Here is a 26,514-nt window from a genome sequence, read left to right as displayed (position 1 = left end):
TTTTATGGGCTAATGCCTGGCTACAAAACTTTCAGTTTATGGTATTATTCCTTAAATTCGCAACATTTATAAGCCTTTAAAAAAATTCCGAATATGAGTAAATACGATATTATTGTTTTAGGAAGTGGCCCGGGAGGTTATGTAACCGCCATTAGAGCTTCTCAACTTGGTTTTAAAACCGCGGTGATTGAAAAAGAAAATCTTGGTGGTGTTTGTCTTAACTGGGGTTGTATTCCAACCAAAGCCCTTCTAAAAAGCGCCGAGGTTTTCGACTACCTGAAACACGCCGAAGATTACGGACTAAAACTGGAGAATGCAGATAAGGATTTTTCAGCGGTGATAAAAAGAAGCCGTAATGTAGCAGAGGGAATGAGCAAAGGAGTTCAATTCCTGATGAAAAAGAACAAGATTGACGTAATCGAAGGATTCGGAAAATTAAAAAAAGGCAAAAAGGTTGAAGTTACCGACGCCAAAAAGAACAAGAAAGAATATTCTGCAGATCATATAATCGTTGCTACCGGGGCCCGCTCCCGTGAACTTCCTAATCTAAAACAGGACGGGAAAAAAGTTATTGGTTACCGCGAAGCGATGAGCCTGGAAAAACAGCCGGAATCTATGATCGTTGTGGGATCGGGTGCTATTGGAGTTGAATTCGCTCATTTTTATAATGCTATGGGAACCGAGGTGACCGTAGTAGAGTTTTTACCAAACCTGGTGCCGCTTGAAGATGAAGATGTTTCCAAACAATTTGAGCGCAGCGTGAAAAAATCGGGAATTAAGGTTATGACCAATTCTTCGGTTGAAAGCGTGGATACTTCAGGTAATAAAGTAAAAGCAAAGGTTAAGACCAAAAAAGGAGAAGAAACTCTAGAGGCCGATATCGTACTTTCAGCTGTGGGGATTAAAACCAATATTGAAAACATAGGCCTTGAAGATCTGGGTATCAAAACCGATAAGGATAAAATTGTCGTAGACGATTTTTATAAAACCAATGTTGATGGCGTGTATGCCATTGGTGATGTAGTTCACGGTCCAGCCCTGGCCCACGTGGCTTCAGCTGAAGGTATTCTTTGTGTTGAAAAAATAAAAGGGATGAAAGTAGAAGCCCTGGATTATGGCAATATCCCTGCCTGTACCTATGCCACTCCAGAAATTGCTTCAGTAGGTTTAACAGAAAAACAGGCCAAAGAAGCTGGCTATGAACTAAAGGTTGGAAAATTCCCGTTTTCAGCATCTGGAAAAGCTAAAGCCGCCGGAAAATCTGACGGATTCGTAAAAGTTATCTTCGATGCTAAATATGGAGAATGGTTAGGTTGCCATATGATTGGCGCCGGGGTTACCGATATGATCGCCGAAGCGGTTTTAGGTCGCAAACTCGAAACTACAGGTCACGAAGTGCTTAAAGCGGTACACCCTCACCCAACAATGAGCGAAGCCGTGATGGAAGCTGTGGCAGCTGCTTATGACGAAGTAATTCATATTTAAAGTTAGAAGTACGAGGTTAGAGATTAGAAGAGCCTTACGTACTTATTTTTTAATTTTTAAAATGGTTATTCGGAAGATGGAGATCTTTTGGATAACCATTTTTTTTAGAAAAAAATTATTTGGAAGGCAAAAGATCGCAATAAAAAAATCGGGTATCCCAGGATTTTTGTTCATCGCTGAAGCAATTATCATCTTCTCCTTTTGCAGGAACATAGCTTTTTTCAACAATTTCGGCTTTTGAGAACTTAACCGGATTTTTAAAAATCGGCCCATCAAAAACGAATGTATGAAACTCCCCATTCTCCCCGCAGGGATCGACATTAGGTGGCAAGTCGCTTAGGAAGGATTGGTCGAGAATTCTCCCGCAGAAAGATTTATCGAGCAGGGAAGCATTCACCGAGACTGTAATCGCTTTAAAACCTGCCGCAAGAAACTCCTGCATAAGTTCTGAGGTGTGGCGTCCCCATAGAGGAAAACGTGCCTTTACTCCTAATTGATTAAGCTGGTTTTCCCTGTACTCTTTTAGATCTTCCAGGAAAATATCTCCAAAAATGCTTTGAGTAAATCCTTCCTGCTTTAATTTTTGCAGATTTTCAGCCATTATCCTGCTATACTCCTCCATCCCAATATTTCCATCGAGGGCAATTAATTGAAGTGGAATGCCGATTTTTTCAGCCTGTTGTTTTAAAAGTTCAATTCTAAGCCCGTGCATAGATACCCTGTTGGTTTGAGAATTAACTGTGGTAACCAGCCTGTGGACCTCAAATTCTTTTATCTGCTGAATTTTATAAAGACTAAACGCAGCGTCTTTACCACTACTCCAATTGAGAAAAGCTTTAGACATTTCAATCGATTTTAGTTCAAAACCTGGGTTAGTTTTATTAGATAAAATACAGCATTGGCCTTGCTTAACCGATAGAATTCTATTTATCGATCAGAAAACTTTGAATGGCCAGGTCATAACTTTGTAAACCAAAACCTGTAATCACCCCTTTGGCCGCAGGGGCAATATAAGATGTATGACGGAAATCCTCGCGTGAATGAGTATTGGAAATATGAACCTCAACCACCGGAACCTCTATACCTTTAACGGCATCTCCAATGCCCACAGAGGTATGGGTATAAGCCGCGGCATTTAACACTACGCCATCGAATGCTGCAGAGGCCCTATGAAGTTCATCTATAATTTCCCCTTCAATATTGGATTGAAAATAAGATAGTTCCACATCTCTAAAACGGAACTGTAGCTCAGAAAAATAATCTTCAAAACTTTTATTGCCGTAGGTTTCGGGCTCCCGGGTTCCCAGCAAATTTAGATTAGGACCATTGAGGATAAGTATTTTCATAAATTAAAGGTATCAAATTTTTGAAGCATTCGTACTTTTGGTTTAAAACCTAAAGCCGACGCCAATAGTAAAAGTCTGGAAAAAATAGCTGTCACCTTCATCTACGGGTGCATCAGATTTATATCGATTAAGAAATCCTCTCGAAAATCTTCCTTCTAAATAAAACCTGGAGCTCAGGTCTACCCCAATACCCCCGGTTAGTTCAAATCCCGCACGTTTATATAATTCAGATTCCCTTCCATTCAAAATATTAACCTGTGGCCCTGCCAAAAGATTAAGGCTGGTTGAAGGCACTCTATATTCTACCAGTGATGCTGCGCGATAGTGGCTGGATTGTTTTGTGGAGAGAAAACTGATCTCAGGAATTACAGACCAGTTTGAGTTTAGCTCGTGATTATAATTAAACCCGATAAACGCTCCGCCTGAAGCTTCAATATTACTGCTTCCCAAATTAGCGTAAAAAGTAGTATAAGCCGGATTAGTAGCTGCATAACCTGCATTTACTGAAAATTTCTTGGGAGTAAATTTTTTGGATTGCGCAGAAGCAGAAAATCCTGCAAGAATTAGCAGGATTAGTAAAACAGATTTTTTAATCATGGATAGATTACATTTTTTCAGGATTGCATTCAAATATACCAAACTGTAGGAACAATCTCCAATAAATACTGCAGTCATCAATAGAGAAATGATGACCGCAGTATTACATCAAAATTTGTATCCAATTGAAAGTTGAAGTACACGATTTCGAATATCTGAATCCTCATATACATCTGTAAACCCCATAATATACCTACCCTGAAAAAATAATCCCATTGGCAGGTTGTAACTAAGCCCTACAGCTCCTGAAAAATCGAAAGAATTGGTTTCGTCTTTTATATCCACACTAAAGTTTTCTCCTTGAACATCGGCTTCAGCTTCACTATCTACCAAAAATGAAAGTTGTGGACCAAGCTCTAAACTTAGACCTTCAATAGGAAAAAATTTCAGCATTAAAGGTACACTTATATAATCCAGCTTCAGTTTTACATCGACGTTCATGTTGCCAAAATCCTCATCAAAGAAAGATTCGCTTACTTTAGCACCCTGGCTGGAATACAGCACTTCAGGTTGGAAGGCGAATTTTTCACTAAATTTCCATAATGCAAGAAGCCCCAAATGGAAACCTGTAAGACTTTCTGTATTGATCTCATCGGCATCATCACCGCCAAAATTTGCAAAATTCACCCCTCCCTTGGCTCCAAAGGAAATTTCCTGAGCCAGCATTCCTCCACTTATCCAGAGAAAAAGAATGCATATTAGACCAAATTTCATAATTAATTGCCTAAACCAATTTCAAACCCCAGGTTTACCGAAGAAAAAGTTCCCCCGTCTACACTAATTCCCTGATAGGAACCTATTAGAGAAAAAGCGGCAAAGCCTATTCCCACTTTAGGACGCCAAAAGAATCCTCCTTCTCCTCCATCGTTAAGGCTAACGGCATACCCAAGATCGGCTCCAACAAACACAAGGCCAAGGCCCAGCCTGCCAGAAGCAGCAATTGGCAGGTAACTGATATCTTCAGTATCAAATTCGCCAAAAGGCGTATCTACATCTTCCACGAAAAAACGGGAATAACCCAGCAATGGGCCAATTTCCAATACATTAGCTACACCAAACATATAGGAAGCATCGGCTCCCAGTTGAAAATTAGATACATCATCTATATCACCCACCGGTAAACCTGCATTTACTCCAAGTCTAAAAGTTCCCTGTGCCATCGCCAACTGCCCTGCGAATAGGAAAATGGCAACTAAAAGTAATTTTTTCATCATAATGAATTTTATAGGTTGAACATATAAATTTACGATCGACAAATCGTTCTGCCTATATGCATTGAATTACACTGGAAAACCAGCATAAAAAAAGCGGAAATCTCTCGATTTCCGCCTTTCTCATTGGTGTTATTAATCAATTTAGAACATTAGTCCAACTCCAAGTTGGAATCCATTGTTTTTAATGGCGTCGTCACCCCATTCGTTACTATCAAATACATCGGTGAATCCCTGAGTATAACGGGCAGATGCAAAGAACCCATTGTTAAATTTGTATGAGGCACCAAGAGCTCCACCAAATTCGAAAGTACTTCCCATATCGGTATCCCATTCGGCGTTTAGAGCTGTACTTTCAAAATCATACTCCTCATTAACAAGGAAGTTAAATGATGGTCCTACTTCCAGAGACAGTCCTTCGATAAGGTAAATTTTGGCTAAAACCGGCACCTGGATATAATCTAATTCATACTCTCCGGTTACGGTGCTTCCGGCAAAATTTCTTCTGGCCTCGGTTCCCTGGGTAGAATACAATACCTCAGGCTGAACAGAAAAACGGCTACCTACAGGAATTTCAGAAAGCAATCCCAGGTGAAACCCGGTACGGGATTGATTATCTGTAAAAGCATCGCTGGACATCCCGGTGAAGTTAACTCCACCTTTTACTCCAAAATAAACAAATTCCTGAGCGCTTGCTGCAGTGGTAAATCCGAATACGGCTAATACTGCAATTAAAATCGACTTTTTCATAGTTTTCGTGTTTAAGTGTTAGGTGGGCAAATTTATAGGCTGCCTTGTTAAGAAAATGTTACCCAAGGCTAAAGTATTACCAAAACATTCCCGCAATTGTTTATATCTTTAACAGATGAAATGGGAGGCCGCACTTAGAGATTACAAGCACTACTTACGCTTAGAGCGCGGGCTCTCAGAGAATTCGGTCGAAAATTATGCTCTGGATGTTTCAAAACTTATCAACTTTTTGAGTCTTAATAAAATTCAGGAAAATCCTACTCAAATTCCGGCAGAAACCCTACAAAAATTCATTTATGACTCGGCCCGAAGTCTAAATCCAAGGTCGCAGGCGCGGCTTATTTCAGGCCTTCGAAGCTTTTTTACCTATCTGATTTTTGAAGATTACCGAAAAGACGATCCTACTCAACACATAGAATCACCAAAAACCGGCAGAAAATTACCTGATAGTTTAAGCCTGAAGGAAATCGATAAACTTATCGCGGCTATAGATTTGACCAAAGCAGAAGGGGAACGCAACCGGGCAATCATCGAAACTCTTTATGGTTGCGGCCTTCGGGTTTCTGAATTGTTAGAGTTAAAAATCTCAGACCTTTATTTTGACGAGGGTTTTATCAAAGTTACCGGGAAAGGCGATAAACAGCGTTTGGTGCCAATCTCACAGTATACTCAAAAATATATTGAGATTTACCTGAATGAGGTAAGGCCATTGCAAGCTATTCAAAAATCGGCCTCAGACCACGTATTTCTAAACAGACGGGGAAATAAACTCACCCGGGCGATGATTTTTACCATAGTTAAGAATCTTTCCCAGGCCGCCGGAATTACCAAAAAGATAAGTCCGCATAGTTTCAGGCATTCCTTTGCCACGCATTTGCTGGAGAACGGCGCCGATTTACGGGCTATTCAACAAATGCTGGGACATGAAAGCATCACGACTACCGAAATTTACATGCATTTAGACCGCAGCCACCTGCGCGAGGTGATGGATAATTATCACCCGAGAAACGAGTATTAAATTCCTGCTAAAGCGAGGCTATAGTTTTCACCGCCGCGGTATTCTGCGTAAATTCCTGCTACAAAAAATTAAATGATATGAAAACTTTGAAATTTAATAATGGAGATGAAATGCCGGCCATTGGCCTGGGCACCTGGAAATCGGGTAAAGGCGAAGTGGGAAATGCGGTAAAAATTGCGCTAAACTCCGGTTACAGGCACATAGATTGCGCGGCGGTTTATAATAATGAAGCTGAAATTGGTAAGGCCTTCTCTGAAGTATTTTCAGAAGGAAAAATTAAAAGAGAAGAGGTTTGGATCACCTCAAAACTGTGGAATGATTCTCATAAGAAAGAGGATGTGATTCCGGCTTTAAAACAAAGCTTAAAAGATTTACAGCTGGATTACCTGGACCTGTATCTAATGCACTGGCCTGTTGCCTTTAAGAAAGGCGTTGGTTTTCCCGAAAAAGATGAAGATTATCTTTCCTTAGAGGAAGTTCCTTTATCTGAAACCTGGGAGGCTATGCTTGAAGCTAAAAAATTAGGTTTGGTAAAACATATAGGGGTTTCAAACTTCAGCAGCAAAAAACTGAAGCAGCTGATGAGTGAAGTAGCAGAAAAACCTGAAATGAATCAGGTAGAATTGCATCCCTATCTTCAGCAAAAAGACTTACTGGATTTTTGTAAAAAAGAAGGAATTCACCTAACTGCCTATTCTCCACTTGGAAGTGGTGACCGTGCCGAAGAGATGAAGGCGAAGAATGAACCTTCTTTACTGGAAAATGAAACCATCAAGGAAATTGCAGAAAATCACAATGTTAGTGCGGGGCAGGTTTTGATCAACTGGAGCGTGGAGCGCGGCACCGCGGTTATTCCAAAGTCAACCAATGAGAACCGGATTAAGGAAAATCTAAATAGCGCCGACTTTAACCTTTCTGAAGATGATATGAAAAAAATCGAAAAACTCGATAAACATTTCAGGTATGTAACCGGCGAGTTTTTTGTGACTGAAGGGAATTCATATGAAGACATCTATGATGAAAAGTAAGCGATAAACTCTAATAGAATAGCCCTTCCGATAGGTTTCGGAAGGGCTTTTTTAATGATAAATTTTCGAAATTTACTTGGCGATATTTACCGCCCTGGTTTCCCGAATAACAGTAACCTTCACCTGACCCGGATAGGTCATATCGGTTTGAATTTTCTGAGATATTTCAAAACTCAGGTTAGCTGCTTTCTCATCGTTTACTTTTTCACTTTCAACAATTACCCGTAATTCTCTACCTGCCTGAATGGCGTAGGCTTTCTTCACCCCGCCAAATCCAAAGGCGATTTCTTCAAGATCTTTTAGACGCTGAATATAAGAATCCAGCACCTGTCTTCTAGCACCCGGTCTGGCGCCGCTAATAGCATCGCAAACCTGTACTATAGGTGATAAAAGCGAAGTCATTTCTACCTCATCGTGGTGAGCTCCAATGGCATTGCAAACCTCCGGCTTTTCACCATATTTCTCGGCCCATTGCATTCCTAAAATAGCGTGAGGCACTTCGGTTTCGGTATCTGGAACTTTCCCGATATCGTGAAGCAGCCCGGCGCGTTTGGCCAGTTTGGGGTTGATACCCAGTTCGGCAGCCATTACTCCACAAAGCTTGGCCACTTCTCTTGAGTGTTGCAGCAGGTTCTGCCCATAAGATGAACGATACTTCATTCTACCCACCGTTTTGATCAATTCGGGATGCAGACCGTGAATTCCAAGATCTATTACCGTTCTCTTTCCTATATCGATGATTTCTTCTTCGATTTGTTTGGTGGTTTTCTTAACCACTTCTTCAATTCGGGCAGGATGTATACGACCATCGGTTACCAGTTTATGCAAAGAAAGCCTTGCAACCTCGCGGCGAACAGAATCGAAGCAGGACAGGATAATCGCTTCCGGCGTATCATCTACGATAATTTCTACCCCGGTTGCAGCCTCCAAAGCCCTGATATTTCGCCCTTCTCTACCAATAATTCTACCTTTTACATCATCGCTTTCCAGGTTAAATACCGAAACACAGTTTTCTACTGCCTCCTCGGTTCCTATACGCTGAATGGTATTTATAATAATCTTTTTGGCTTCCTGTTGCGCGGTAAGCTTAGCCTCTTCTACGGTATCCTGAATAAGAGCCATAGCATCGGCTCTTGCGTTATCCTTAAGTGCTTCGGTTAGCTGGGATTTGGCTTCATCGGCAGATAAACCTGAGATTACCTCTAACTGCTGAATTTGGCTGTTATGCAGCTTATCGATTTCTTCCTGTTTCTTCTCCAGGTATTCGGTGCGATAGTTATAATCTTTAAGCTTCTCTTCTAATTCTTTATTGAGCTTTTTGTTTTTACTCAATTCGTTTGATACCTGAGATTCTTTATCGCGTATACGCTTTTCGGCGTCATTAATCTTTTTATCTCTGCTCAAAATCACTTTCTCGTGCTCAGATTTAAGCTCGATAAATTTCTCTTTAGCCTGAAGGATTTTATCTTTTTTGATGCTTTCTCCTTCATTCCGGGCATCTTTAATAATATTCGATGCCGTCTTTTTAGCGTTTTTAATAGTTTGGGAAGCGCGTTTTCGTTCCAGGAATTTTGCGATTCCAAACCCTATCGCGATCCCAGGAATCGCAGCAATTATAGTAATAGTAGTCAAATCCATATTTAGTATTTATATAAAAAAAGCCTGTATTAGATTGGTTTTGGTAAAACTCCTTAAAAACAGGTTTAGGGCTAACAAACTGCTCGAAAATCCGCTCTCCCAATGGGATGCGGCACGCTCTTACAGCTTAAACTCACCCTCCTTAAGAAATTTCTGTTGAGTTTCTCAAAAAATCACTAATACAGGCAGTAAACTTAGTTTTATGTAAAGAACTTATGACGCCAGGTGCTTCTGCAAGAGCTCATTAAGCGACCTTAACTTATCTTCTGCTTCCAGAACTTCACCGGCTTTATCTATATTTTGTTGTTCGGTTTGAGCGGCAAACTGTAAGGCACACATCGCCAATACATCCTGCTTATCCCGAACCGCATAACTTTGCTCAAACTGCTTGATCATGGCTTCAATTTTCTTGGCAGCCTTTCGCAATCCCTCTTCCTGTTTAGGCTGAATGGTAAGCGGGTAAACCCTGTCTGCTATCGAAATCTTTATTTTAAGCTGATCGCTCATTTACTTTATTATTCTGATAGTTGAATGATACATTGATCAATCTCCCTTATCAAGCTGTTTATTTTAAGCTTAGTTTCTTTTTTGTAATCTTTACTGCCCAACATCGCATTGGCCGCTTTGAGAGTCTGGATCTCATCATTTGAGGTTTCTACCGATTCCAGCAAACGCTTATTTTCCAATTGCACAGAAGTCAATTCCTCTTTCGTAGAAGTGTGAGCCTGCTTTAATGCTTCATACTTATGAAGCAGCTTACTCACCCTATTTTCAAGAGTATCAACTATTTCTGTGAGGTCACTCATAAAAGCCCATTGAGATGCTTATCCCTACAAAGTTAACATACGGGTTGAAATATCCCAATACTTTTTAATGCTATTTTTAAAATAACCTTAACTATTGCTTAGCTTATTCGCCTACAGCCTTTTAGCGGTTTAAAGAACTTTGATTAAATTTATCGCAAAAAATTTGCTAAACCTACTTTCATGAAGTTTCATTCAACACTCCTGCTAATTTTATGCAGTTTTCAGCTTTTTGCACAGCCACAGGTGCCACAGGAATATTTTGAAAGTCCGCTGGAGGTGCCCCTGGTCCTCTCCGGTACTTTTGGTGAGCTGCGTTCCAATCATTTTCACAGTGGCCTGGACATTAAAACGCAGCAGCGGGAAGGCTTGAACATTCTGGCCTCGGCTCAGGGTTATGTAAGCCGCATTAATGTACAACATTATGGTTACGGAAAAGCTCTCTATATTCAGCATCCAAATGGATATACCACTGTGTATGGGCACCTTCAGAAATTTTCCCCGGAAATTGAAGCCTATGTAAAAAAACATCAGTATCAAAAAGAATCTTACGAAATTGAACTTTTCCCCGAAGCCGGAGTTTTATCGGTAAATCAGGGAGATTTGGTTGCATTGAGTGGAAACACCGGCGGCAGCGGCGGCCCGCATCTGCATTTCGAAATAAGGGATGGCAATCAGCGACCGATGAACCCAAAACTCTTCGGGATAAATGTGAGCGATAAACGGCCACCCATCATCAACAGCCTTTTTGCTTATCCTCTGGACGAGGAATCACACGTGAATAATTCAGCGGAAAGACAGCAGATCAAACTCATCCCTCTACAGGATGGCAGTTATACTACCAATAAAATCGATGCCTGCGGAAATATCGGCTTCGGAATTTCTACCGTAGACCAGCAGGATATGGCGCCTAACAAAAACGGAGTTTACCGCATTGAAACCAAATTGAACGGTGAAAAGATCTTTAGTTTGCCTTTCAATAGATTTTCATTTGCTGAAACCAGACATCTCAACCAGCTTATTGATTATCAATATTACAGCAAAAGCCGAAGCAGGGTTCAAAAGCTATTTGTAGAACCCTCAAACCCATTAAGCCTCTACGAAAATGTGGTAGCCGAAGGGAAATTAAACATAAAAGACAGCCTGGATTACAATTATGTGATTAGCGTAAGCGATTTTTCAGGAAATGAGCGTATTATCAGGATACCGATACAGGGGAAAAATTCTTCGGAAATCAAACCAAAGCAAGACCTGCAAACCGATTATTTCGTGCAGGCAAATCAGGCGTTTCAGGTGGAAGAAAATGGAATTGATGTATATATTCCAAAAAACAGCCTGTACCAGGATGCCTACCTCGACATAAATTTTAATGGAGACACGGTGAGCCTGCATAAAGATGAAATTCCTATTCATAGCAATATTACTATAGGTTTTGACGCTTCCAAATATAAACCTGAAGAGCGGGAGAAATTATTTGTGGCCCGATTGGGTTATGGTGGCAGGCCTAACTACTCCAGCACCTATCGTAAGGGGAATAGAATTACTACCGGCACACGAACTTTTGGCGAGTACACCCTGGTGGCCGATATCACTCCTCCTAAAATTAATCCTGTCAATTTCGCCGATGGCCAATGGATTTCAAGTAACCGGGATCTGCGAATAAAAATTAGCGATGACCTTTCGGGCATTAAAAATTACCGGGCTACGGTAAATGGGAAATTTATTTTGATGGAGTATGAATACAAAAACAATACTCTTACCCACGATTTTAGTGACGGGGTAGTGACCGAAACTGAAAACGACTTCAAATTAATCGTCACCGATAATGTTGGAAACAGCAGCACTTACGAAGCAAAATTTTTCCGAAAAAACTAAAATTTAACTTCCATAAATTAAAAATGCCTCAAGAAATTAATTTTTTGAGGCATTTTTGATTGAATATCTATCCTTCTAAGATTGAATAAAATCTTTAAGAGATTTTACTACATAATCGATTTCTTCTTTGGTATTGAATCTGGAGAAGGAGAACCGTAAAGATGGTTTTTTAAGATCTTCTTCGGGCAAAAATGCACTTAATACGTGCGAACCTTTATCGCTTCCGCTTTGACAGGCGCTGCCTTTGGAGCAGGCAATGCCTTTGAGGTCGAGTTGAAACAGCAACATAAGAGCTTTTTCAGCTGAAACCGGCAAACATACATTGATTAGCGTATAGGTGCTTTTTTCAGCGTCTTCACAATAGCCATTAAATTTTACCCCGGGAATGGCATTTTTAAGTTCCTCGATGAAATAATTTTTCAAGTCCTGGATATACGCCTTTTCTTCTTCTAATTTTTCATAGGCCAGTTTTAAGGCTTCCTCAAGACCTACGATATTATGAACACCTTCGGTACCTGCCCGGTGGCCACGCTCCTGCTCCCCGCCAAAAATTAGAGGTTTTAAGCCACTGTTTTTTCTAACATAGGCAAAACCCACTCCTTTTGGCCCGTGAAATTTATGGGCGCTTACCGCCGTAAAATCGACAGGGATTTCACTTAAATTCAACTCAAAATGTCCAACCGACTGCACCATATCTGAATGAAATAGGGCATTGTATTTCTTACATAGCTCCCCGGTCTTTTGAATATCGATCATATTTCCAATCTCGTTATTCACGTGCATTAAACTTACCAGCGTTTTTACATCGCTCTCGGCCAGCAAAGTTTCCAGGTGCTCTAGATCTGGACTTCCCTTTTCATCGAGATTCACATATACCAATTCTATATCGTGACATTGTCTTAACTGCTCTACGGTATAAAGTACAGCGTGATGTTCGGTTTTGGAAGTGATAATGCGTTTCGCACCAAGGTCACGAACTGCAGAATTCAATGCAAGATTATCGGCTTCTGTACCTCCTGAAGTGAAAACAATCTCAGAGGCATTTACATGTAGGGTTTTTGCAACAGTTTTTCGTGCCTGCTCGATTAAGGTTTTGGCCGTTCTTCCAAAGCTATGGGTAGACGAGGGATTCCCGTAAACCTCTTTCATCACCCCGGTAATTCTATCTATTACTTCGTCACGCATTTGCGTGGTCGCTGCTGAATCGAAATATACTTTTTCCATTACCTGCAAAAGTAAGCGGAATTTAAAATATTTTAAAGAAGCTTCCTTAAAAATCTATATTTCGGCTATTTTTGTTGAAAAGTCCGGCAATGAAGAAGATTCTTTCAATTCTCAGTCTCTGTTATATCCTGTTTTCATGCGATAATGGCGATATAACCGTAACCAATTTTGAGGGATTGCAGGAAAGCAATTTAAGGATGTGCAGTATTGGAGGTAAAAGAGTTTTATATGCTTTCAATAGCAATCAGGTCTTTGAATCTATGTCTTTAGAGCTTAGCGATAACCGGTTTATGGATAGCCTTTCGGGAGTTCTACGGCGTGAACCGGGAGAAATCGAGCTCGAATTAAACGATAATAACCGTTTAGTCTACCGGGTTTATGACGGCGAAATTTCTCAAAACTACTTTTGCCAACCCGTACCCCCCAGGCAGCCGCAGGTTATAGACGAATATATTTCACGCGGGGGACGTGTTTTTGTAATCACCCGGTATAATGATGAAGGTCCCAACGGCGACGCCGATGGAGACGGAGTGTCAAATGCCGATGAAGGTATGGATCTGGAGGGAAATAATCATCTCGATACCGATGGTGATGGCATCCCTGATTATCTTGACCCAGATGATGATAACGATAATGTGCCCACCCGGCAGGAAGCTGTTAATGATCCCGAAACAGGAGAATACATTCTTTCGGCCAACGGGATACCACGTTACCTGGACCCAGACGATGATAACGATGGAACTCCTACCCGGTACGAGGTAGATCCCAATGAACCCGAAACCTGGTTAAACCCTGCAACCTACATAGTTCTCGAAGATGGAACTCCTAATTATTTAACCCCCGAACTTTGGGAGAGGTACGAACCAAGTCCCGAGGTGTATGCAGATCATAATATCACCAGGCAATTGGTAACCAGTATAGTAATTCGAAATTTTAGTTTCGTGCGAACCGATGGCTCAGAAGAACTTAAATTTGATGAATTCGTATTAGGTAATTTCACCAATACCACGGGAATTATACAGCGACAAACTCCCTTTGAAAACTCCCCGGGAAATTCTAATCCCGACGAAGAAGATGAAGATGAATCTGAAAGAGGAAATTAATCAGGAGTTTTGAAAAATATAAACTTCAGTAGCGCCCAGCCCATATTTCTGATAATCGGCATCGTAGAATTTTAAATTTTCATAGCGACCAAGAAGAAAGTCTAATTCGGCTTTAAGCACGCCCTCACCTACCCCGTGAATAAAAACAACTTTCTGGATTCTTTTGCTCATTGCAAATTCCAATTGTCGGCGGGCGGTTTCCATTTGAAGCGTTAGAATATCGTGATTGCTCATGCTTTTGTAGGAGCGCACCAGCTTTTCGATATGCAGATCGACCTCCATGGGAGGGGCTACCCCCTTTTTAGATTTTATTCTATGAGATTTCTGCGATTTTGGTTTATCCAACTTTTGCTTTAAAAGCTCAAAATTCTCCTCAAGGCTTAGGTTTTCAATAGGAGTTTCAATTTTAACCAGCTCAGATTTGGGAAGTTCCATTATAAAACCTTCCGAAGTTTCAAATGAAACCATTTCGCCCGAAATTTGAGTTACTACTCCATCCAGGTCATCATCGAGGGCGGCAACTTTATCTCCGGGCTTAAGATTTTCCATTCTCTTCATTTTCCTGCTCGTGGTCATCTTTGGTAGCTACCCAAAAATTAGTAGCCTTGAACAGGCCCAGCATAATAATTACCAATCCTGAAATTTTAATCCAGGCGGGAGCATTTTCGGCGGCGATAGCATATAGCAATAGAGCTCCTCCTGTTACAATTAAAATGGTATTGATGAGTTGTGAATTTTTCGTGTTCATATTTACAAGTTATCCCCCAGAGAGTTTTTAAGCTGAAAAGTCGTTATTGTTTGGTCTTGCAAAGGTATGTAATTATGAAGCTTTTCATTCTTTTCGTAATTTTTTTCTCTCCCAACCTTTGGGCGCAATTATATGTTCAGCCATCAGGCCGGGAAGACACTTTCCTGTATGTTAAGGATAGGCTGCTATACGTTGAAAAAGAGATTGGGCTAATAAAAAATGAACATTCAATTGCTGAAGCCAGTATTTACCTTCGAAAAGAAGCTCAGCTAATACAGGGAGATAAGTCTCAGAATGCAAATTATGGCTCCGGACAAATTTCGGTATATCAGGAGGGCACCTCAAATGCTTTTGATTATAATTTCTGGAGTTTACCCGTTAGGAATTCGACGCAAAAATTTCAGGAAATCATATACGGCCCAAAAACCGCCGTTTTTAGTCATCCGGCTCAATTCACTCCCGATTTAAACGGGAGCAGCAATCCGCTAAAAATATCCCGGAGATGGCTTTACAAATACAACGGAACCTCCTACGATGACTGGGATTATATTGGAAACAATTTTGACCTTAAACCCGGGGAAGGCTTTAGTATGAAAGGCGTAAACGGAACGGATTTAACCCAAATTGAAGGCGTTTTCACCAATCCGGGGAATTCGCAGCGCTATGATTTTAGAGGGCTTCCCAATGATGGTAATATCAATCTACCCCTTCAAAAAGATAAACTTTTGCTTACCGGCAATCCCTATCCCTCGGCCCTGAATCTTCGAAAATTTTTATTGGAAAATCCGGCAACTACCGGGCTGGCCTATTTCTGGGATTCAAAAGAAAACGGCCAATCCCATTATTTGCGGGAGTATGAAGGTGGCTATGGAGTTTATTCCCCCGGCGCTAATGCTTATGCACCTCCAGTTTTTCGAAAATATAGTGGCAGTGGAGAAGCCCTGGAAGAAACCGGAAATACCGGTGAATTCTACGGAAGGGAATTTAGCCCCATCGCCCAGGGTTTTATGATTCAGGCCCGGGAAAGCGGGAGTCTAAATTTTAAAAATTCCCATCGCATTTATAAAACAGAAAATCTGGAAAACTCCTGGTTTAAATCGGAAGAAAAGAAGATTCCTTTACTCAAGGTAGATATTGAATTTAAAGATCTTTATGTAAGACAATTGCTTTTGGCTTTAGACCCCTATGCCTCCACAGGAGAAGACTGGGCCAAAGATGCTGAGTTAATGGGGCAGTTAAAGAATGATGCAGGCTGGAAAATTGAGGATAAGTTATACGTTATACATGTAAGACCTTATTCAAAAAACACCAAAATCCCCCTTCAAATCGAAATTGCAGAACCTATGCAAATTCATTTCAGCGCAGAATTTATTAGAGCCGGGATGGATCTTATTCCTGCGATTTGGGATGATATTAATAAAAGTTTTCATCAACTTCAAATTCCATATCGGGTACACCTGGAACCGGGTAGCTATGGTAACCGATTTTTTCTTAGCTTTATAGAACCGACTGACGACCAGAGTGGTGATGAAGTAAGTTTTATAGACGATACCTCCTCGGAGGTTATGATCATTCCCCGTGAGGAATTTCTGGAATTAAATTTTACTGAAAGAAGTATTCCGAAGCATATAAGATTATATAGCCTTAACGGAAGTTTGATTTACGACGGGCTGGATCATATTTCCGGGTCTAATTACAGGGTTCCCAGCGGGGGTTTGAGCAATGCGGTCTATATCATAAAAATACAAACCGAAAGCGGAGAAATTATTAATCAAAAACTAAGAATTAAAAGATAGCGCTATGGAAGATTTACTGCTTCCCTGTCTAAATAAAAGTCTCTTTGGAATTGAGTGTCACGGTTGTGGCTTACAGCGTTCTGTACTTCTTTTTTTTAGCGGAAATTTTAAAGCTGCTTTTTTGATGTTCCCGGCGATTTATCCTATTCTGGCCTTACTGCTTTTTCTCATTTTCAACCTTTTTTATAAATTTAAAAATGACCATAAATACAAATTGGGACTAATATTGGGAACTGCGATGGTTCTTGCCATTAGTTACAGCATAAAAATGATGAGCTTGCTTATAAACTAACCAACCAAAAATAATTATGGAAAGACAACAACTACCCAACTCCACGCTAATTCTCGTATTCGGAATTTTAAGTATCATTGGCTGCTGCTGTTACGGTGTTTTAGGTTTAATTTTCGGTATAATCACCCTTGTGATGGCAAAAAAAGCTACTGAAATTTACCAGGCAGCTCCAGAACATTATTATGGTTTCGATAACGTAAAAACCGGAAGAATTCTTGCAATTATCGGTTTAGTGCTAAGTGCCCTTTATTTTATAGTAGTGATAATAATGTTTATCATCTACGGCGGCATTGAAGGCATACAAAGAGCCCAGGAAGAAGTTTGGAGAACTTACGGGGGCTAATTATATTCAGTTGAAAAACAAAAACCTCACTGAAGTTAATCGGTGAGGTTTTTTTGTAAAAGCAAGATCCACTTATTTTTCAAACTCCTTAAGAGTACTGGTAATAATATTTACACAATCTTCTAACTGCTCCTGGTTCATCACCAATGGTGGCGCAAATCTTATAATGTTACCGTGAGTAGGTTTGGCCAAAAGTCCGTTTTCCTTTAAAGCCATACAAATATTCCAGGCGGTATCTCCTTCGGGGGAATCATTAATCACGATGGCGTTAAGAAGACCTTTTCCGCGAACCAACTCAACAATGTTGGAGCTGCGTATATAATCATTCAACAATCTTCTGAAAAGATTCCCCAGTTTCTCGGCATTTTCGGCCAGGTTTTCTTCCTGAATTACCTCAAGAGCCGCAGTGGCTACCACTCCTGCCAGAGGATTTCCTCCAAAGGTAGAGCCGTGTTGACCCGGCTTAATTACACCCATAACGTCATCATTAGCCAAAACTGCTGAAACAGGGTACACCCCTCCAGAAATGGCTTTCCCTAGAATTAACATATCGGGCTTTACCTCTTCGTGGTCTACTGCTAAAAGTTTTCCTGTTCGTGCGATTCCGGTTTGGACTTCATCGGCAATGAAAAGCACATTATATTTTTGGCAAATTTCTTTAGCTCTTTTCAAAAATCCTTCAGAAGGAACATATACCCCGGCTTCTCCCTGGATTGGTTCTACCAGGAATCCAGCGATATTGTCATTGTTTTTTAAGGTTTCTTCCAGGGCTTCAAGATTGTCATAAGGGATCTTTAAAAATCCGGGAGTATAGGGCCCAAAGTTGCGACGGGCCTCCTCATCGTTAGAGAATGAGATAATGGTGGTTGTTCTTCCGTGAAAGTTATTTTCACAAACCACTATTTGAGCTTCAGTCTCTCTAACGCCTTTTTTCTCATAAGCCCACTTTCTTGCAATTTTAATGGCGGTTTCAACAGCTTCTGCGCCTGTATTCATAGGAAGAAGCTTATCGAAATTAAAATATTTAGTAGCGAATTGTTCGTATGCACCCAACACATCATTATGAAATGCCCTGGAAGTTAGGGTGAGCTTTGCAGCTTGCTGGCATAAAGCGTCTACGATCTTAGGGTGGCAATGTCCCTGGTTCACCGCTGAATATGCTGAAAGAAAATCGTAATATTTTTTGCCTTCTACGTCCCAAACGTGCACGCCCTCTCCTTTGCTTATTACTACAGGTAGCGGGTGGTAATTATGTGCGCCGTGTTTATCTTCGAGTTCAATGGCTTCTTTTGATGATTTAATTTGTGGTAATGACATTTTTTAAATTTTTTAAGTCTTTAAATCGTCTATTCCTTCTTTACGGCAGCCGGCCGCACCGGAGAGAAATCATCCTGAAATTCAATTCCTGCAAATTACTAAATGTTTCCTGAATTTTTCAAGCTCACGGCCTTTAAATCCTAGCTTTTATTCTATTTTTGCGCTATGGCAAGAAGGAATAAAAACAAGCTTTTTGAAGCTGTTGAAGTAATAGACGCCGGAGCAAAAGGCAAGAGTATCGCAAAATCTCCTGAAGGAAAAGTAATTTTTATAAACAATGCAGTTCCCGGGGATATCGTAGATGTACAAACCACCAAAAAACGCAAGGCGTGGTATCAGGGTACAGCAGTTAATTTCCATAAATTATCGAACAAACGGGTAGAGCCGGTTTGCCAGCATTTTGGCACCTGCGGGGGTTGCAAATGGCAGTTTATGGATTATCGGTATCAACTGGAATATAAACAAAGAGAAGTAGAAAATAATCTTCGAAGATTGGGAGATTTAGAGCTTCCGGAGGTGAATTCAATTTTAGGCAGTGAAGAGATCTATTTTTATCGCAATAAAATGGAATTTTCTTTTAGCGATAGCCGCTGGCTTACGATAGATGAAATTCAAAGCGGGCAGGATATAGAAAATAAAAATGCTCTTGGTTTTCACATTCCCGGGATGTGGGATAAAATTCTCGACATTAAGAAATGTCATCTTCAGGAGGATCCCAGCAATGCAATTAGAAATTTTGTAAAGGAGTTTGCGGTTAAGAATGAACTGGATTTTTTCAATGCCCGCTCTCAAAAGGGTCTTCTTCGTACGCTAATGATTCGTACCTCTTCTACCGGAGAAATAATGGTTTTGGTGCAATTTTTCAGGGAAGAAACTCAAAACCGCGAATTACTTTTAAATGCGATTGCAGAAGAGTTTCCTGAAATTACTTCTTTACAGTATGTGATCAATTCAAAAGCCAATGATACCATTTACGATCAGGAAGTGATATGCTTTAAGGGCAGAGATCACATTTTTGAAGAAATGGAGGGCCTGAAATTCAAGATCAATGCCAAATCTTTTTACCAGACCAATTCGGCACAGGCCTATGAATTATATAAGGTAACCCGCGATTTCGCTCAGCTTACCGGTGATGAACTGGTTTTCGATTTATATACCGGAACTGGCACTATTGCCCAGTTTGTCTCTAAAAATGCCGGAAAGGTTATTGGAGTTGAAGCCGTTCCTGAAGCCATCGAAGACGCCAGGGAAAATGCTAAAAGAAATGGCATAACCAATACTGAATTTTATGTGGGCGATATGCGCAAGGTCTTTAATGCTAACTTTATCAAGACCCACGGTATTCCCGACGTATTAATCACCGATCCGCCGCGGGATGGGATGCATAAGGATGTGGTAGCACAAATTATTGCTATCTTGCCCAAACGAATTGTTTACGTAAGCTGTAATTCGGCTACGCAGGCCAGGGATTTGGCACTTTTAGATGAACATTACAAAATTTCAAAGGTTCAACCTGTAGATATGTTTCCACAAACCCATCACGTAGAAAATGTGGTTTGTTTAGAAAAACGATAAATGAAAAAAAGCGGTAAAATTATATTAGGCTGTCTTGGCCTGTTTCTACTCTTTACGGCCTGCCAAAAGGATGATATATGTCCCGAAAGCACCCAGGCCACTCCCCTTTTGATCATTAAATTTTTTGATGCTACCGATAGGGTTTCTCCCCGGTCTCCTGCGAATTTACAGGTAAAGTATGATACCACCTTTTATTTTTCTGAAAGACAAAACAGGGATAGTATCGCAATTCCGCTGCGCACCTCGGCCGATAATACGCAATATGAATTTATTTTGAATGCTTCCGCAGCACAGGATAGCACCGGTAACCCCAATACCAATACCGATATCATCACTTTTTCCTACGGAAGAAATGAAGTATATCTTAACCGCGGCTGTGCTTTTAAAATGGAATATACCGGATTACGATTAAGTATAAATCCGGGTGAAGATGGCAGATGGATTCAAAATTTCGCCATAGATCAAACCGATGTAACCGATGAGACAAACCGCCATATTTCTATTTTTTATTAGCTTTTTCCTTTCGGGAAATCTGGCCGTTTTTGCTCAAAATTCGGCTAATTCGCAGGATACTACTGCGTACCGGGAGAAATTCGGGATTCGGGTTGGCGTAGATATCAGCAAACCACTTAGAACCCTACTCGAAGAAGATTATCGGGGCCTGGAAATACTTGGAGACTACCGCGTTTATAAAGACTATTACGCCGCCATTGAACTGGGGAATGAGCAGCTTCCGTTTAAGGGAGATAATATAAGCGTGATTTCCAGAGGTAGCTACGCCAAACTGGGAGTAGATTATAACGCATATGATAACTGGGATGGAATGCAAAATATGATATTTGCCGGCCTGCGTTATGGTTTTTCTACGTTTTCACAGGAGGTGACCGATTATCAGGTTTATACCACCTCACAATTCTTTGGAAGAGAAGTTAGAGAAGGTTTTGAGAGTTCGGGTCTTAACGCTAACTGGGTAGAACTTATGGTAGGTATAAAGGTTGAATTGTTAAACAACCTCTTCCTTTCTGCCAATGTTCAGCTTAAAAGAATGCTATTTCAAACCTCTCCCGAAGGCCTGGATAATTTAACCATTCCCGGCTTTAATCGAACAAACGACTTTAGCAGTTTTGGAGTAGGTTACGGTTATTCAATCTCTTATATGATTCCGTTTTATAAAAAAGTTAAATCTGGAGATTAATCCATATACTTAGCCTTGCGGCTTCCGGCATAGATCTGGAATTTCAAAAATTTAGATTCCAGTGCTCCGTTGTACAGCTTAATTTTCTTGGAAGGCCTTAAGCCGATATGTTTAATCGACTCGAGGTTGGAGGTTATAAACCAGGCATCGGTTCCCGGGTAATTTTGTTTTAGGGTATCCCCAATTCTTTTATAAAAAGAAGGCATATCTATCTCCAGCCGCTCCCCGTAAGGCGGATTGAAAACCATATGTAAATGCCGCTCTCCCTCCTTTTGAGATTCAAAGAAATCCTGGCGTTCCACGCTTATAAATTCTGAAAGATTTGCGTTTTCTACGTTATCCTTCGCTTTTTCTACTGCTGAAGGTGCCTTATCATAACCTTTAATTGTGAAATGGAAGTCTCTGATTTTTTTAATAACCGATTCTTCTATTTTTGCAAACAAATCTTCATCCCAGTCTTTCCATTTTTCGAAGGCAAACTCTTTTCGGTTTAGGTTTGGAGGAATGTTACAGGCGATCATGGCAGCTTCGATGAGAATAGTTCCACTACCACACATAGGGTCAAGAAAATCACTTTGTCCGTCCCAACCCGACAGCAATAACATCCCGGCCGCGAGCACTTCATTGATAGGGGCTATATTAGTAGCAGTCTTATAGCCGCGTTTATGCAAGCTCTGCCCTGAACTATCAAAAGACACATTACAGAAATTCTTTTCGATATGAATGTTAATTCGCAATGTAGGGTGATCTAAATCTACACTGGGCCGTTCCCCGAATTTATCACGAAATCTATCTACAATCGCATCTTTAGTTTTTAAGGAAATATATTTTGAATGGGTAAAGGTTTCTGAATGCACCGTAGCATCTACCGCAAGAGTGTCATCTACATTGAGAAAATCTTCCCAGGGTAATTGGTAAATGCTTTTGTAAAGATCATCTTCAGAATAAATTTTAAAACTTTTATAGGGTTTTAGAATTTTAATAGCGGTACGAAGACACAGGTTAGCTTTATACATAAACCCATTATCCCCATAAAAACTTACATTTCGGGTACCTTCCTTAATATCCATCGCACCTAAAGCCAATAATTCTTTTGCCAGCACAGGTTCAAAGCCATACATGGTTTTGGCTATCATCTTAAAATTATTTCCCATAACACCTTTTTAGAGAACGGCAAAAATACGTTAATTTTGGCCGATATAATAATGCAATCCCTTTAGCTAAGCCATAATTATGTTTCGGGTTAAAACGGGCGGGGCGCATTTCCAATCCAACCTATGATTTATTTATTACCATTTTTAGCTGTTTTTGCTGGATATGTTATTTCAAAGTTTCTAAATCCCGCCAATTCCCAGGCTTTTAAACTTCTACTGTCTTTTAGCGGGGCTTATTTACTCTCGGTTACCGTTTTCGAACTGCTTCCAGAAGTCTATGCAAGCAATGGAAATGGAATTGGGATCTTTATAATGGCCGGCCTATTGCTGCAAATCGTTTTAGAATTTATCTCTAAAGGGGTTGAGCACGGGCATTTGCATTATTCAGATTCAAGTGGGAAATTTCCGTTAATGCTATTAATTAGTTTAAGCATTCACGCTTTTTTTGAAGGTTTCCCTTTAGATGAGAGTGGACATTTATTACACGGGGTGGTAATTCATAAAATACCTGTAGCTGCGATACTCTCTGTTTTCCTGATAAACTCCAAATTGGGTAATTTTAAAACCTTTTTATTTCTTGGCCTTTTTGCGCTTATGACTCCGCTGGGTAGTTTTGTAAAAGAATCTTTCCCTGCAATGAATGCCTATTCGGTATATTTTCACGCCCTGGTAATTGGAATTTTTCTCCACGTTTCAACCACCATTTTGTTTGAGGCCTCAAAAAATCACAAGTTTAATGCTTCAAAATTGGCTGTGATTATCGTTGGTATTTTACTGGCTTATTTTTTATAGAAATGTTTAGCAGAGAAGAAAGCAAAAAATTACGACAGCAATTCTGGACCAGCTTCGGACTGGTTTATCGCAGAAAGTGGATCTTATATGACACGAAAATAAAAGAGATACAGCTTAAATTTAGTTTTGACAGAAAACAGGCCATAGTGTCTATAGATGTGGTGGCAGATGATGAATTAATTCGTGCGTATTTCTTCGAAAAACTGCTTTCTCTTAGAAAAATATTACAAAGGGAATATTTGCCAGAGGTAATTTTTGATGAGAATTTTGAACTCCCTGAAGGAAAAATAATTTCAAGGGCCTATGTTCAAAAATCAGGTTTGAGTATTCATAACCGAAATGACTGGCCAGCTGCTATGTCATTTTTAGCTGAAAATATGGCTAAACTGGAAGAGTTTTTTCAGGAATATCGGGATATGCTTGAAGAATAGGCCAGACTATTATAGAAAAAAGGGCACCAACTGACGCCCTCTTTATAGCATAAAAATTATTTGATTAAAGATTTAACCAACCCAGCAAAACTATTTGCAGGTCTACTTCAGAATTGGCGTCAACAGAGAATCCACCAAGATCAATTTCAGTAGCCGAAGTAGCTTCAACCTCTCCTTTAACCTCCAGGCTTCCATCGGCATCGGTATCTTCGAAAGCTACAAAATGAAGTTCGTAATCTCCGTTTTCAACAAAGTGCAATTCAAAATCTCCATTGGTTTCATTTACCAGAGAACTGGTCACGGCATTTGAAAAAGTGATACCCTCATCATCTGCTTCAGCCTCACTTTCAGAATAAGCACCTGCCTCGTAAGCAAATACTACCAACGCATCAGAGTTTACCGATCCAAAATCGGTTACGGTCCCGGTAATTGTTCCGGTTTCCAAAGTATTTACCGCACGAATGCTGTTGGCTAATTTTGAATCGCTTACAAAACGATATTCGCCTGAAGCATCGGCGGCAATAAGTTTTCTCAGGTCGAAATCAAGAACGATTTGATTGTCGGAACTTTCGTGGATATTTACATTATCTGAAACATTAATTTCTCCTGAAGTGCTAACCAGAGCCTTTTTCTCCCCGCTTGTGGTGAGAATATAATTTCCGGGGGCCTCTCCCGAAGCATCGGTTTCATTATCAATCATCAGTACAATTTCTGAAGTTGTACCGGCTTCCAGGTCCAGATCTCCCAGCAATTGAGTTTCTCCATTTTGAAGGGCGCTAAGGTTTATGGTGGTTTTTTCAAATGCATCTATCGTCTCACCATTAATTTTAACTCCGGTAATGGTAACAAAAGCAGCATCTACTTCAGCATTATCTATAGGCGCATCGGTTACATACACTTCAGTATTATACGTTTCCTGATTAGGTTCTCCCGGTCCAAGATCGTCTTCATCGTCTGAACAGGCGATAAAAAGGCTGAGACATACAACCAGTAATGTTGGTTTAAACAAATTCTTCAAATTCATAATGTTTAGGTTTTGCTGCATTTGCAGCGGTTATTAATTGATTTGGGTTTGGCGCCCCAGGGCGCAGGTAATTGTTCTCCTAAAAATTGAATTTATCTGATTTGTGTAAGGGAAAACGGCCTAAGTTTGGGCATATTTTATATAGAAGCTATTTTAGTTTGAGTTTAACAATATTTAAGAACCTGTTAAATAATCAGGGCCGGCTCCATTTGGAAACCGGCCCTGAATTTTAGGTTGGTTAAAAATTATCTTGAAGAAATGATCTTTTTCACGTATGACGCGCGATCGGTTTCTACTCTAACAATGTAAACTGCATTATTTTTTACTCTAAAGCTTACATTAAAAGTACTTACAACTCCCGGTCCTGCGTTGGCTTCAATAAATTGTTCAAGTAATTGTCCATTAAGATCGAAAATTTGAATCTTAGCAGATGATTGATACTCAAAGCTATATTGAACATTTAAGGTTTCCTGGAATGGTACTGGGTAAACATTGAATCCGTCTTGAGCTTGTCGCTCAGAAGACTTTTCAATCACCTCAATTTGATTTACATTAAAGGCCTGCTCGCCGTTTACACAATCTGGACTAGGTGCGGTAGTAGCCGGGCTTCCACCAAGTGGACAATATGCATTATTTAGCCTATCTAATTCCATTGCAAAACTATTTTGAGTTTTAGGATTAGCTTCCCAGGCAAGATTAACTGCCTGTATCAATTTGTAAACGCTGGAATAAGCAAAGCCAACTTCAGATGAACAGGTATTCAATAAAGCTGCTACAGATTGTCTGGCAAGATTTTCACCATTACTATTCCCCTCAAGGTTTATAGCCTCTAATAAGGTTAAACCAGCTATTCCTAATTTTCCATTTGTTGGAGCTGATGTAAATACATCTCCATATAAGGTACAGGTTAAAATTGTAACCTCTTCTTCATCTATAGTATAAGTATTCTCGCACCATCTATCGGTGTGATTTTTCCAGTAACCCAGAGTACAACCTTCATCAAATACGCAGATTATAACTGAAACTACTATGCTATCCAAACTATAACAGGTGTCATCCAGAGTATTTTCAGCTCTTACATAATAAGTAGTATCTCCCAATCCTGGACTAACAATTGAACTCAACAAGAAATTTTCTCCATTTTCTGCATCAGTCATATCCAGATAATAGGAGAGATTTCCTCCATCGGGATTCGATACGTAATTAGCTAAGTCTACAGAATCACCCTCGCAAATTGGCTCTGGATTAGAGGTAAAAATTTTTGGAGTTTCATTAATAGTAACTTCAAAACTAATCTCATCGAAACAATTAGGATCTGTTCCAGTCTCGTCATAAACCCATACTGTTTGGCTACTGGTAAGGGTCAAATCTGTAATCTCCTCCCCACCGTTTGCCTGACTATTATCATAATACTTAGGAGACACTAAATTGGTTCCACTGATATCACCTACTACAGGTAGATCATAACTATCACAGGCGGTAACATCCTGGATAGGATCAAGCTCCGGTGTGTCATTAATCGTTACTGTAAAGCTAGTCTCATCAAAACAGTTTGGATCTGTTCCGGTCTCGTCATAAACCCAGATAGTCTGAGTGCTGGTAATGGTAAGATCCGTGATCTCCTGACCTTCATTGGCCTGGCTGTCATCATAATACTTAGGAGACACCAAATTGGTTCCACTGATATCACCCACTACAGGTAGATCATAACTATCACAGGCGGTAACATCCTGGATAGGATCAAGCTCCGGTGTGTCATTAATCGTTAC

Annotated in this window: 29 protein-coding genes and 1 other RNA gene; 13 read left to right on the top strand and 17 right to left on the bottom strand. The window is 40.2% G+C overall.

Annotated features, from left to right (window positions below):
• The first annotated feature begins 93 nt into the window (after positions 1-93).
• Positions 94-1,485, top strand: a complete 1,392-nt coding sequence (gene lpdA / locus ACW6QP_RS08995; RefSeq protein ID WP_457910538.1) for a dihydrolipoyl dehydrogenase — start codon at positions 94-96, stop codon at positions 1,483-1,485.
• Between the two features lie 115 nt (positions 1,486-1,600).
• Here lpdA and ACW6QP_RS08990 read toward each other — a convergent pair whose 3' ends face one another.
• The 6 genes from ACW6QP_RS08990 to ACW6QP_RS08965 all read right to left on the bottom strand — a co-directional run bounded on the left by ACW6QP_RS08990 (position 1,601) and on the right by ACW6QP_RS08965 (position 5,389).
• Positions 1,601-2,329, bottom strand: a complete 729-nt coding sequence (locus ACW6QP_RS08990) for a Dph6-related ATP pyrophosphatase (RefSeq protein ID WP_457910537.1) — start codon at positions 2,327-2,329, stop codon at positions 1,601-1,603.
• A 79-nt stretch (positions 2,330-2,408) separates the two neighbouring features.
• Positions 2,409-2,831, bottom strand: coding sequence for a type II 3-dehydroquinate dehydratase (gene aroQ, locus ACW6QP_RS08985; protein WP_457910536.1), 423 nt, complete (start codon positions 2,829-2,831; stop codon positions 2,409-2,411).
• A gap of 42 nt (positions 2,832-2,873) precedes the next feature.
• Positions 2,874-3,428 carry an outer membrane beta-barrel protein gene (locus ACW6QP_RS08980; RefSeq protein ID WP_457910535.1) on the bottom strand — a complete coding sequence of 185 codons (555 nt, stop codon included), beginning with the start codon at positions 3,426-3,428 and terminating at the stop codon, positions 2,874-2,876.
• Between the two features lie 108 nt (positions 3,429-3,536).
• Positions 3,537-4,142: a porin family protein gene (locus ACW6QP_RS08975; protein WP_457910534.1), complete on the bottom strand. Its 606-nt coding sequence runs from the start codon at positions 4,140-4,142 to the stop codon at positions 3,537-3,539.
• Positions 4,143-4,144: 2 nt separating this feature from the next.
• A complete protein-coding gene (locus tag ACW6QP_RS08970; RefSeq protein ID WP_457910533.1) occupies positions 4,145-4,642 on the bottom strand; it encodes a hypothetical protein in 498 nt (165 codons plus the stop codon).
• A 141-nt stretch (positions 4,643-4,783) separates the two neighbouring features.
• Positions 4,784-5,389, bottom strand: coding sequence for a porin family protein (locus ACW6QP_RS08965; protein WP_457910532.1), 606 nt, complete (start codon positions 5,387-5,389; stop codon positions 4,784-4,786).
• Positions 5,390-5,504: 115 nt separating this feature from the next.
• Between ACW6QP_RS08965 and xerD the strand changes: the two genes are divergently transcribed.
• Positions 5,505-6,407 (top strand): site-specific tyrosine recombinase XerD, encoded by a 903-nt coding sequence (gene xerD / locus ACW6QP_RS08960; protein WP_457910531.1) that lies wholly within the window; start codon positions 5,505-5,507, stop codon positions 6,405-6,407.
• A 77-nt stretch (positions 6,408-6,484) separates the two neighbouring features.
• The gene (locus ACW6QP_RS08955) at positions 6,485-7,435 is read left to right on the top strand and encodes an aldo/keto reductase (protein ID WP_457910530.1); all 951 of its coding nucleotides are present in this window, start codon (positions 6,485-6,487) and stop codon (positions 7,433-7,435) included.
• A 72-nt stretch (positions 7,436-7,507) separates the two neighbouring features.
• Here the strand turns inward: ACW6QP_RS08955 and rny are convergent, their stop codons facing one another.
• From rny to ACW6QP_RS08935, 4 genes are all read right to left on the bottom strand, one after another.
• Entirely contained in the window at positions 7,508-9,073 is a 1,566-nt protein-coding gene (gene rny / locus ACW6QP_RS08950; RefSeq protein WP_457910529.1) for a ribonuclease Y, read from the bottom strand.
• Positions 9,074-9,119: 46 nt separating this feature from the next.
• Positions 9,120-9,235, bottom strand: a non-coding RNA gene (gene ssrS, locus ACW6QP_RS08945) — 6S RNA.
• 51 nt (positions 9,236-9,286) lie between these two features.
• Entirely contained in the window at positions 9,287-9,580 is a 294-nt protein-coding gene (locus tag ACW6QP_RS08940) for a cell division protein ZapA (RefSeq protein WP_457910528.1), read from the bottom strand.
• An 8-nt stretch (positions 9,581-9,588) separates the two neighbouring features.
• Positions 9,589-9,879 (bottom strand): hypothetical protein, encoded by a 291-nt coding sequence (locus ACW6QP_RS08935; RefSeq protein WP_457910527.1) that lies wholly within the window; start codon positions 9,877-9,879, stop codon positions 9,589-9,591.
• A 180-nt stretch (positions 9,880-10,059) separates the two neighbouring features.
• Between ACW6QP_RS08935 and ACW6QP_RS08930 the strand changes: the two genes are divergently transcribed.
• Positions 10,060-11,751 (top strand): M23 family metallopeptidase, encoded by a 1,692-nt coding sequence (locus ACW6QP_RS08930; RefSeq protein WP_457910526.1) that lies wholly within the window; start codon positions 10,060-10,062, stop codon positions 11,749-11,751.
• A gap of 75 nt (positions 11,752-11,826) precedes the next feature.
• Here the strand turns inward: ACW6QP_RS08930 and ACW6QP_RS08925 are convergent, their stop codons facing one another.
• Positions 11,827-12,975 (bottom strand): cysteine desulfurase family protein, encoded by a 1,149-nt coding sequence (locus ACW6QP_RS08925; RefSeq protein ID WP_457910525.1) that lies wholly within the window; start codon positions 12,973-12,975, stop codon positions 11,827-11,829.
• Positions 12,976-13,064: 89 nt separating this feature from the next.
• Between ACW6QP_RS08925 and ACW6QP_RS08920 the strand changes: the two genes are divergently transcribed.
• The gene (locus tag ACW6QP_RS08920; protein ID WP_457910524.1) at positions 13,065-14,078 is read left to right on the top strand and encodes a hypothetical protein; all 1,014 of its coding nucleotides are present in this window, start codon (positions 13,065-13,067) and stop codon (positions 14,076-14,078) included.
• On the opposite strand, the gene ACW6QP_RS08915 is transcribed toward ACW6QP_RS08920, so the two are convergent.
• Together ACW6QP_RS08915 and ACW6QP_RS08910 are read right to left on the bottom strand one after the other, a co-directional pair.
• Positions 14,079-14,627 carry a Smr/MutS family protein gene (locus ACW6QP_RS08915; RefSeq protein WP_457910523.1) on the bottom strand — a complete coding sequence of 183 codons (549 nt, stop codon included), beginning with the start codon at positions 14,625-14,627 and terminating at the stop codon, positions 14,079-14,081. It abuts the gene before it with no gap.
• Positions 14,614-14,826, bottom strand: a complete 213-nt coding sequence (locus ACW6QP_RS08910; RefSeq protein ID WP_457910522.1) for a hypothetical protein — start codon at positions 14,824-14,826, stop codon at positions 14,614-14,616. The genes ACW6QP_RS08915 and ACW6QP_RS08910 overlap by 14 nt, the downstream gene beginning before the upstream one ends.
• A 74-nt stretch (positions 14,827-14,900) precedes the next feature.
• On the opposite strand from ACW6QP_RS08910, the gene ACW6QP_RS08905 reads away from it, so the two are divergent.
• The 3 genes from ACW6QP_RS08905 to ACW6QP_RS08895 are packed head-to-tail and all read left to right on the top strand — an operon-like array spanning position 14,901 to position 17,257.
• The gene (locus ACW6QP_RS08905; RefSeq protein WP_457910521.1) at positions 14,901-16,622 is read left to right on the top strand and encodes a hypothetical protein; all 1,722 of its coding nucleotides are present in this window, start codon (positions 14,901-14,903) and stop codon (positions 16,620-16,622) included.
• 4 nt (positions 16,623-16,626) lie between these two features.
• On the top strand, positions 16,627-16,914 hold the full coding sequence (locus ACW6QP_RS08900; protein WP_457910520.1) for a DUF2752 domain-containing protein: 288 nt from the start codon (positions 16,627-16,629) through the stop codon (positions 16,912-16,914).
• Positions 16,915-16,930: 16 nt separating this feature from the next.
• Positions 16,931-17,257 carry a CCC motif membrane protein gene (locus ACW6QP_RS08895; protein ID WP_457910519.1) on the top strand — a complete coding sequence of 109 codons (327 nt, stop codon included), beginning with the start codon at positions 16,931-16,933 and terminating at the stop codon, positions 17,255-17,257.
• A gap of 72 nt (positions 17,258-17,329) precedes the next feature.
• On the opposite strand, the gene rocD is transcribed toward ACW6QP_RS08895, so the two are convergent.
• The gene (rocD, locus tag ACW6QP_RS08890; protein ID WP_457910518.1) at positions 17,330-18,574 is read right to left on the bottom strand and encodes an ornithine--oxo-acid transaminase; all 1,245 of its coding nucleotides are present in this window, start codon (positions 18,572-18,574) and stop codon (positions 17,330-17,332) included.
• Positions 18,575-18,739: 165 nt separating this feature from the next.
• Here rocD and rlmD point away from each other — a divergent pair, with 165 nt between their 5' ends.
• The 3 genes from rlmD to ACW6QP_RS08875 are packed head-to-tail and all read left to right on the top strand — an operon-like array spanning position 18,740 to position 21,344.
• The gene (gene rlmD, locus ACW6QP_RS08885) at positions 18,740-20,149 is read left to right on the top strand and encodes a 23S rRNA (uracil(1939)-C(5))-methyltransferase RlmD (RefSeq protein ID WP_457910517.1); all 1,410 of its coding nucleotides are present in this window, start codon (positions 18,740-18,742) and stop codon (positions 20,147-20,149) included.
• A complete protein-coding gene (locus ACW6QP_RS08880; RefSeq protein WP_457910516.1) occupies positions 20,150-20,662 on the top strand; it encodes a DUF6452 family protein in 513 nt (170 codons plus the stop codon).
• On the top strand, positions 20,628-21,344 hold the full coding sequence (locus ACW6QP_RS08875; RefSeq protein ID WP_457910515.1) for a DUF6048 family protein: 717 nt from the start codon (positions 20,628-20,630) through the stop codon (positions 21,342-21,344). The genes ACW6QP_RS08880 and ACW6QP_RS08875 overlap by 35 nt, the downstream gene beginning before the upstream one ends.
• On the opposite strand, the gene ACW6QP_RS08870 is transcribed toward ACW6QP_RS08875, so the two are convergent.
• On the bottom strand, positions 21,341-22,498 hold the full coding sequence (locus ACW6QP_RS08870) for a THUMP domain-containing class I SAM-dependent RNA methyltransferase (RefSeq protein WP_457910514.1): 1,158 nt from the start codon (positions 22,496-22,498) through the stop codon (positions 21,341-21,343). The genes ACW6QP_RS08875 and ACW6QP_RS08870 overlap by 4 nt on opposite strands.
• A gap of 123 nt (positions 22,499-22,621) precedes the next feature.
• Between ACW6QP_RS08870 and ACW6QP_RS08865 the strand changes: the two genes are divergently transcribed.
• Both ACW6QP_RS08865 and ACW6QP_RS08860 read left to right on the top strand, forming a co-directional pair.
• The gene (locus tag ACW6QP_RS08865; RefSeq protein ID WP_457910513.1) at positions 22,622-23,290 is read left to right on the top strand and encodes a ZIP family metal transporter; all 669 of its coding nucleotides are present in this window, start codon (positions 22,622-22,624) and stop codon (positions 23,288-23,290) included.
• Between the two features lie 2 nt (positions 23,291-23,292).
• Positions 23,293-23,721, top strand: a complete 429-nt coding sequence (locus tag ACW6QP_RS08860; RefSeq protein ID WP_457910512.1) for a DUF4268 domain-containing protein — start codon at positions 23,293-23,295, stop codon at positions 23,719-23,721.
• Between the two features lie 64 nt (positions 23,722-23,785).
• On the opposite strand, the gene ACW6QP_RS08855 is transcribed toward ACW6QP_RS08860, so the two are convergent.
• A complete protein-coding gene (locus ACW6QP_RS08855) occupies positions 23,786-24,745 on the bottom strand; it encodes a DUF4382 domain-containing protein (RefSeq protein WP_457910511.1) in 960 nt (319 codons plus the stop codon).
• Positions 24,746-24,990: 245 nt separating this feature from the next.
• A partial coding sequence (locus ACW6QP_RS08850; RefSeq protein ID WP_457910510.1) for a T9SS type A sorting domain-containing protein occupies positions 24,991-26,514 on the bottom strand: 1,524 nt, incomplete at its 5' end.

The organism is Salegentibacter haimaensis (genome assembly GCF_054121495.1).
This window is presented reverse-complemented; position numbering and strand designations above follow the sequence as displayed.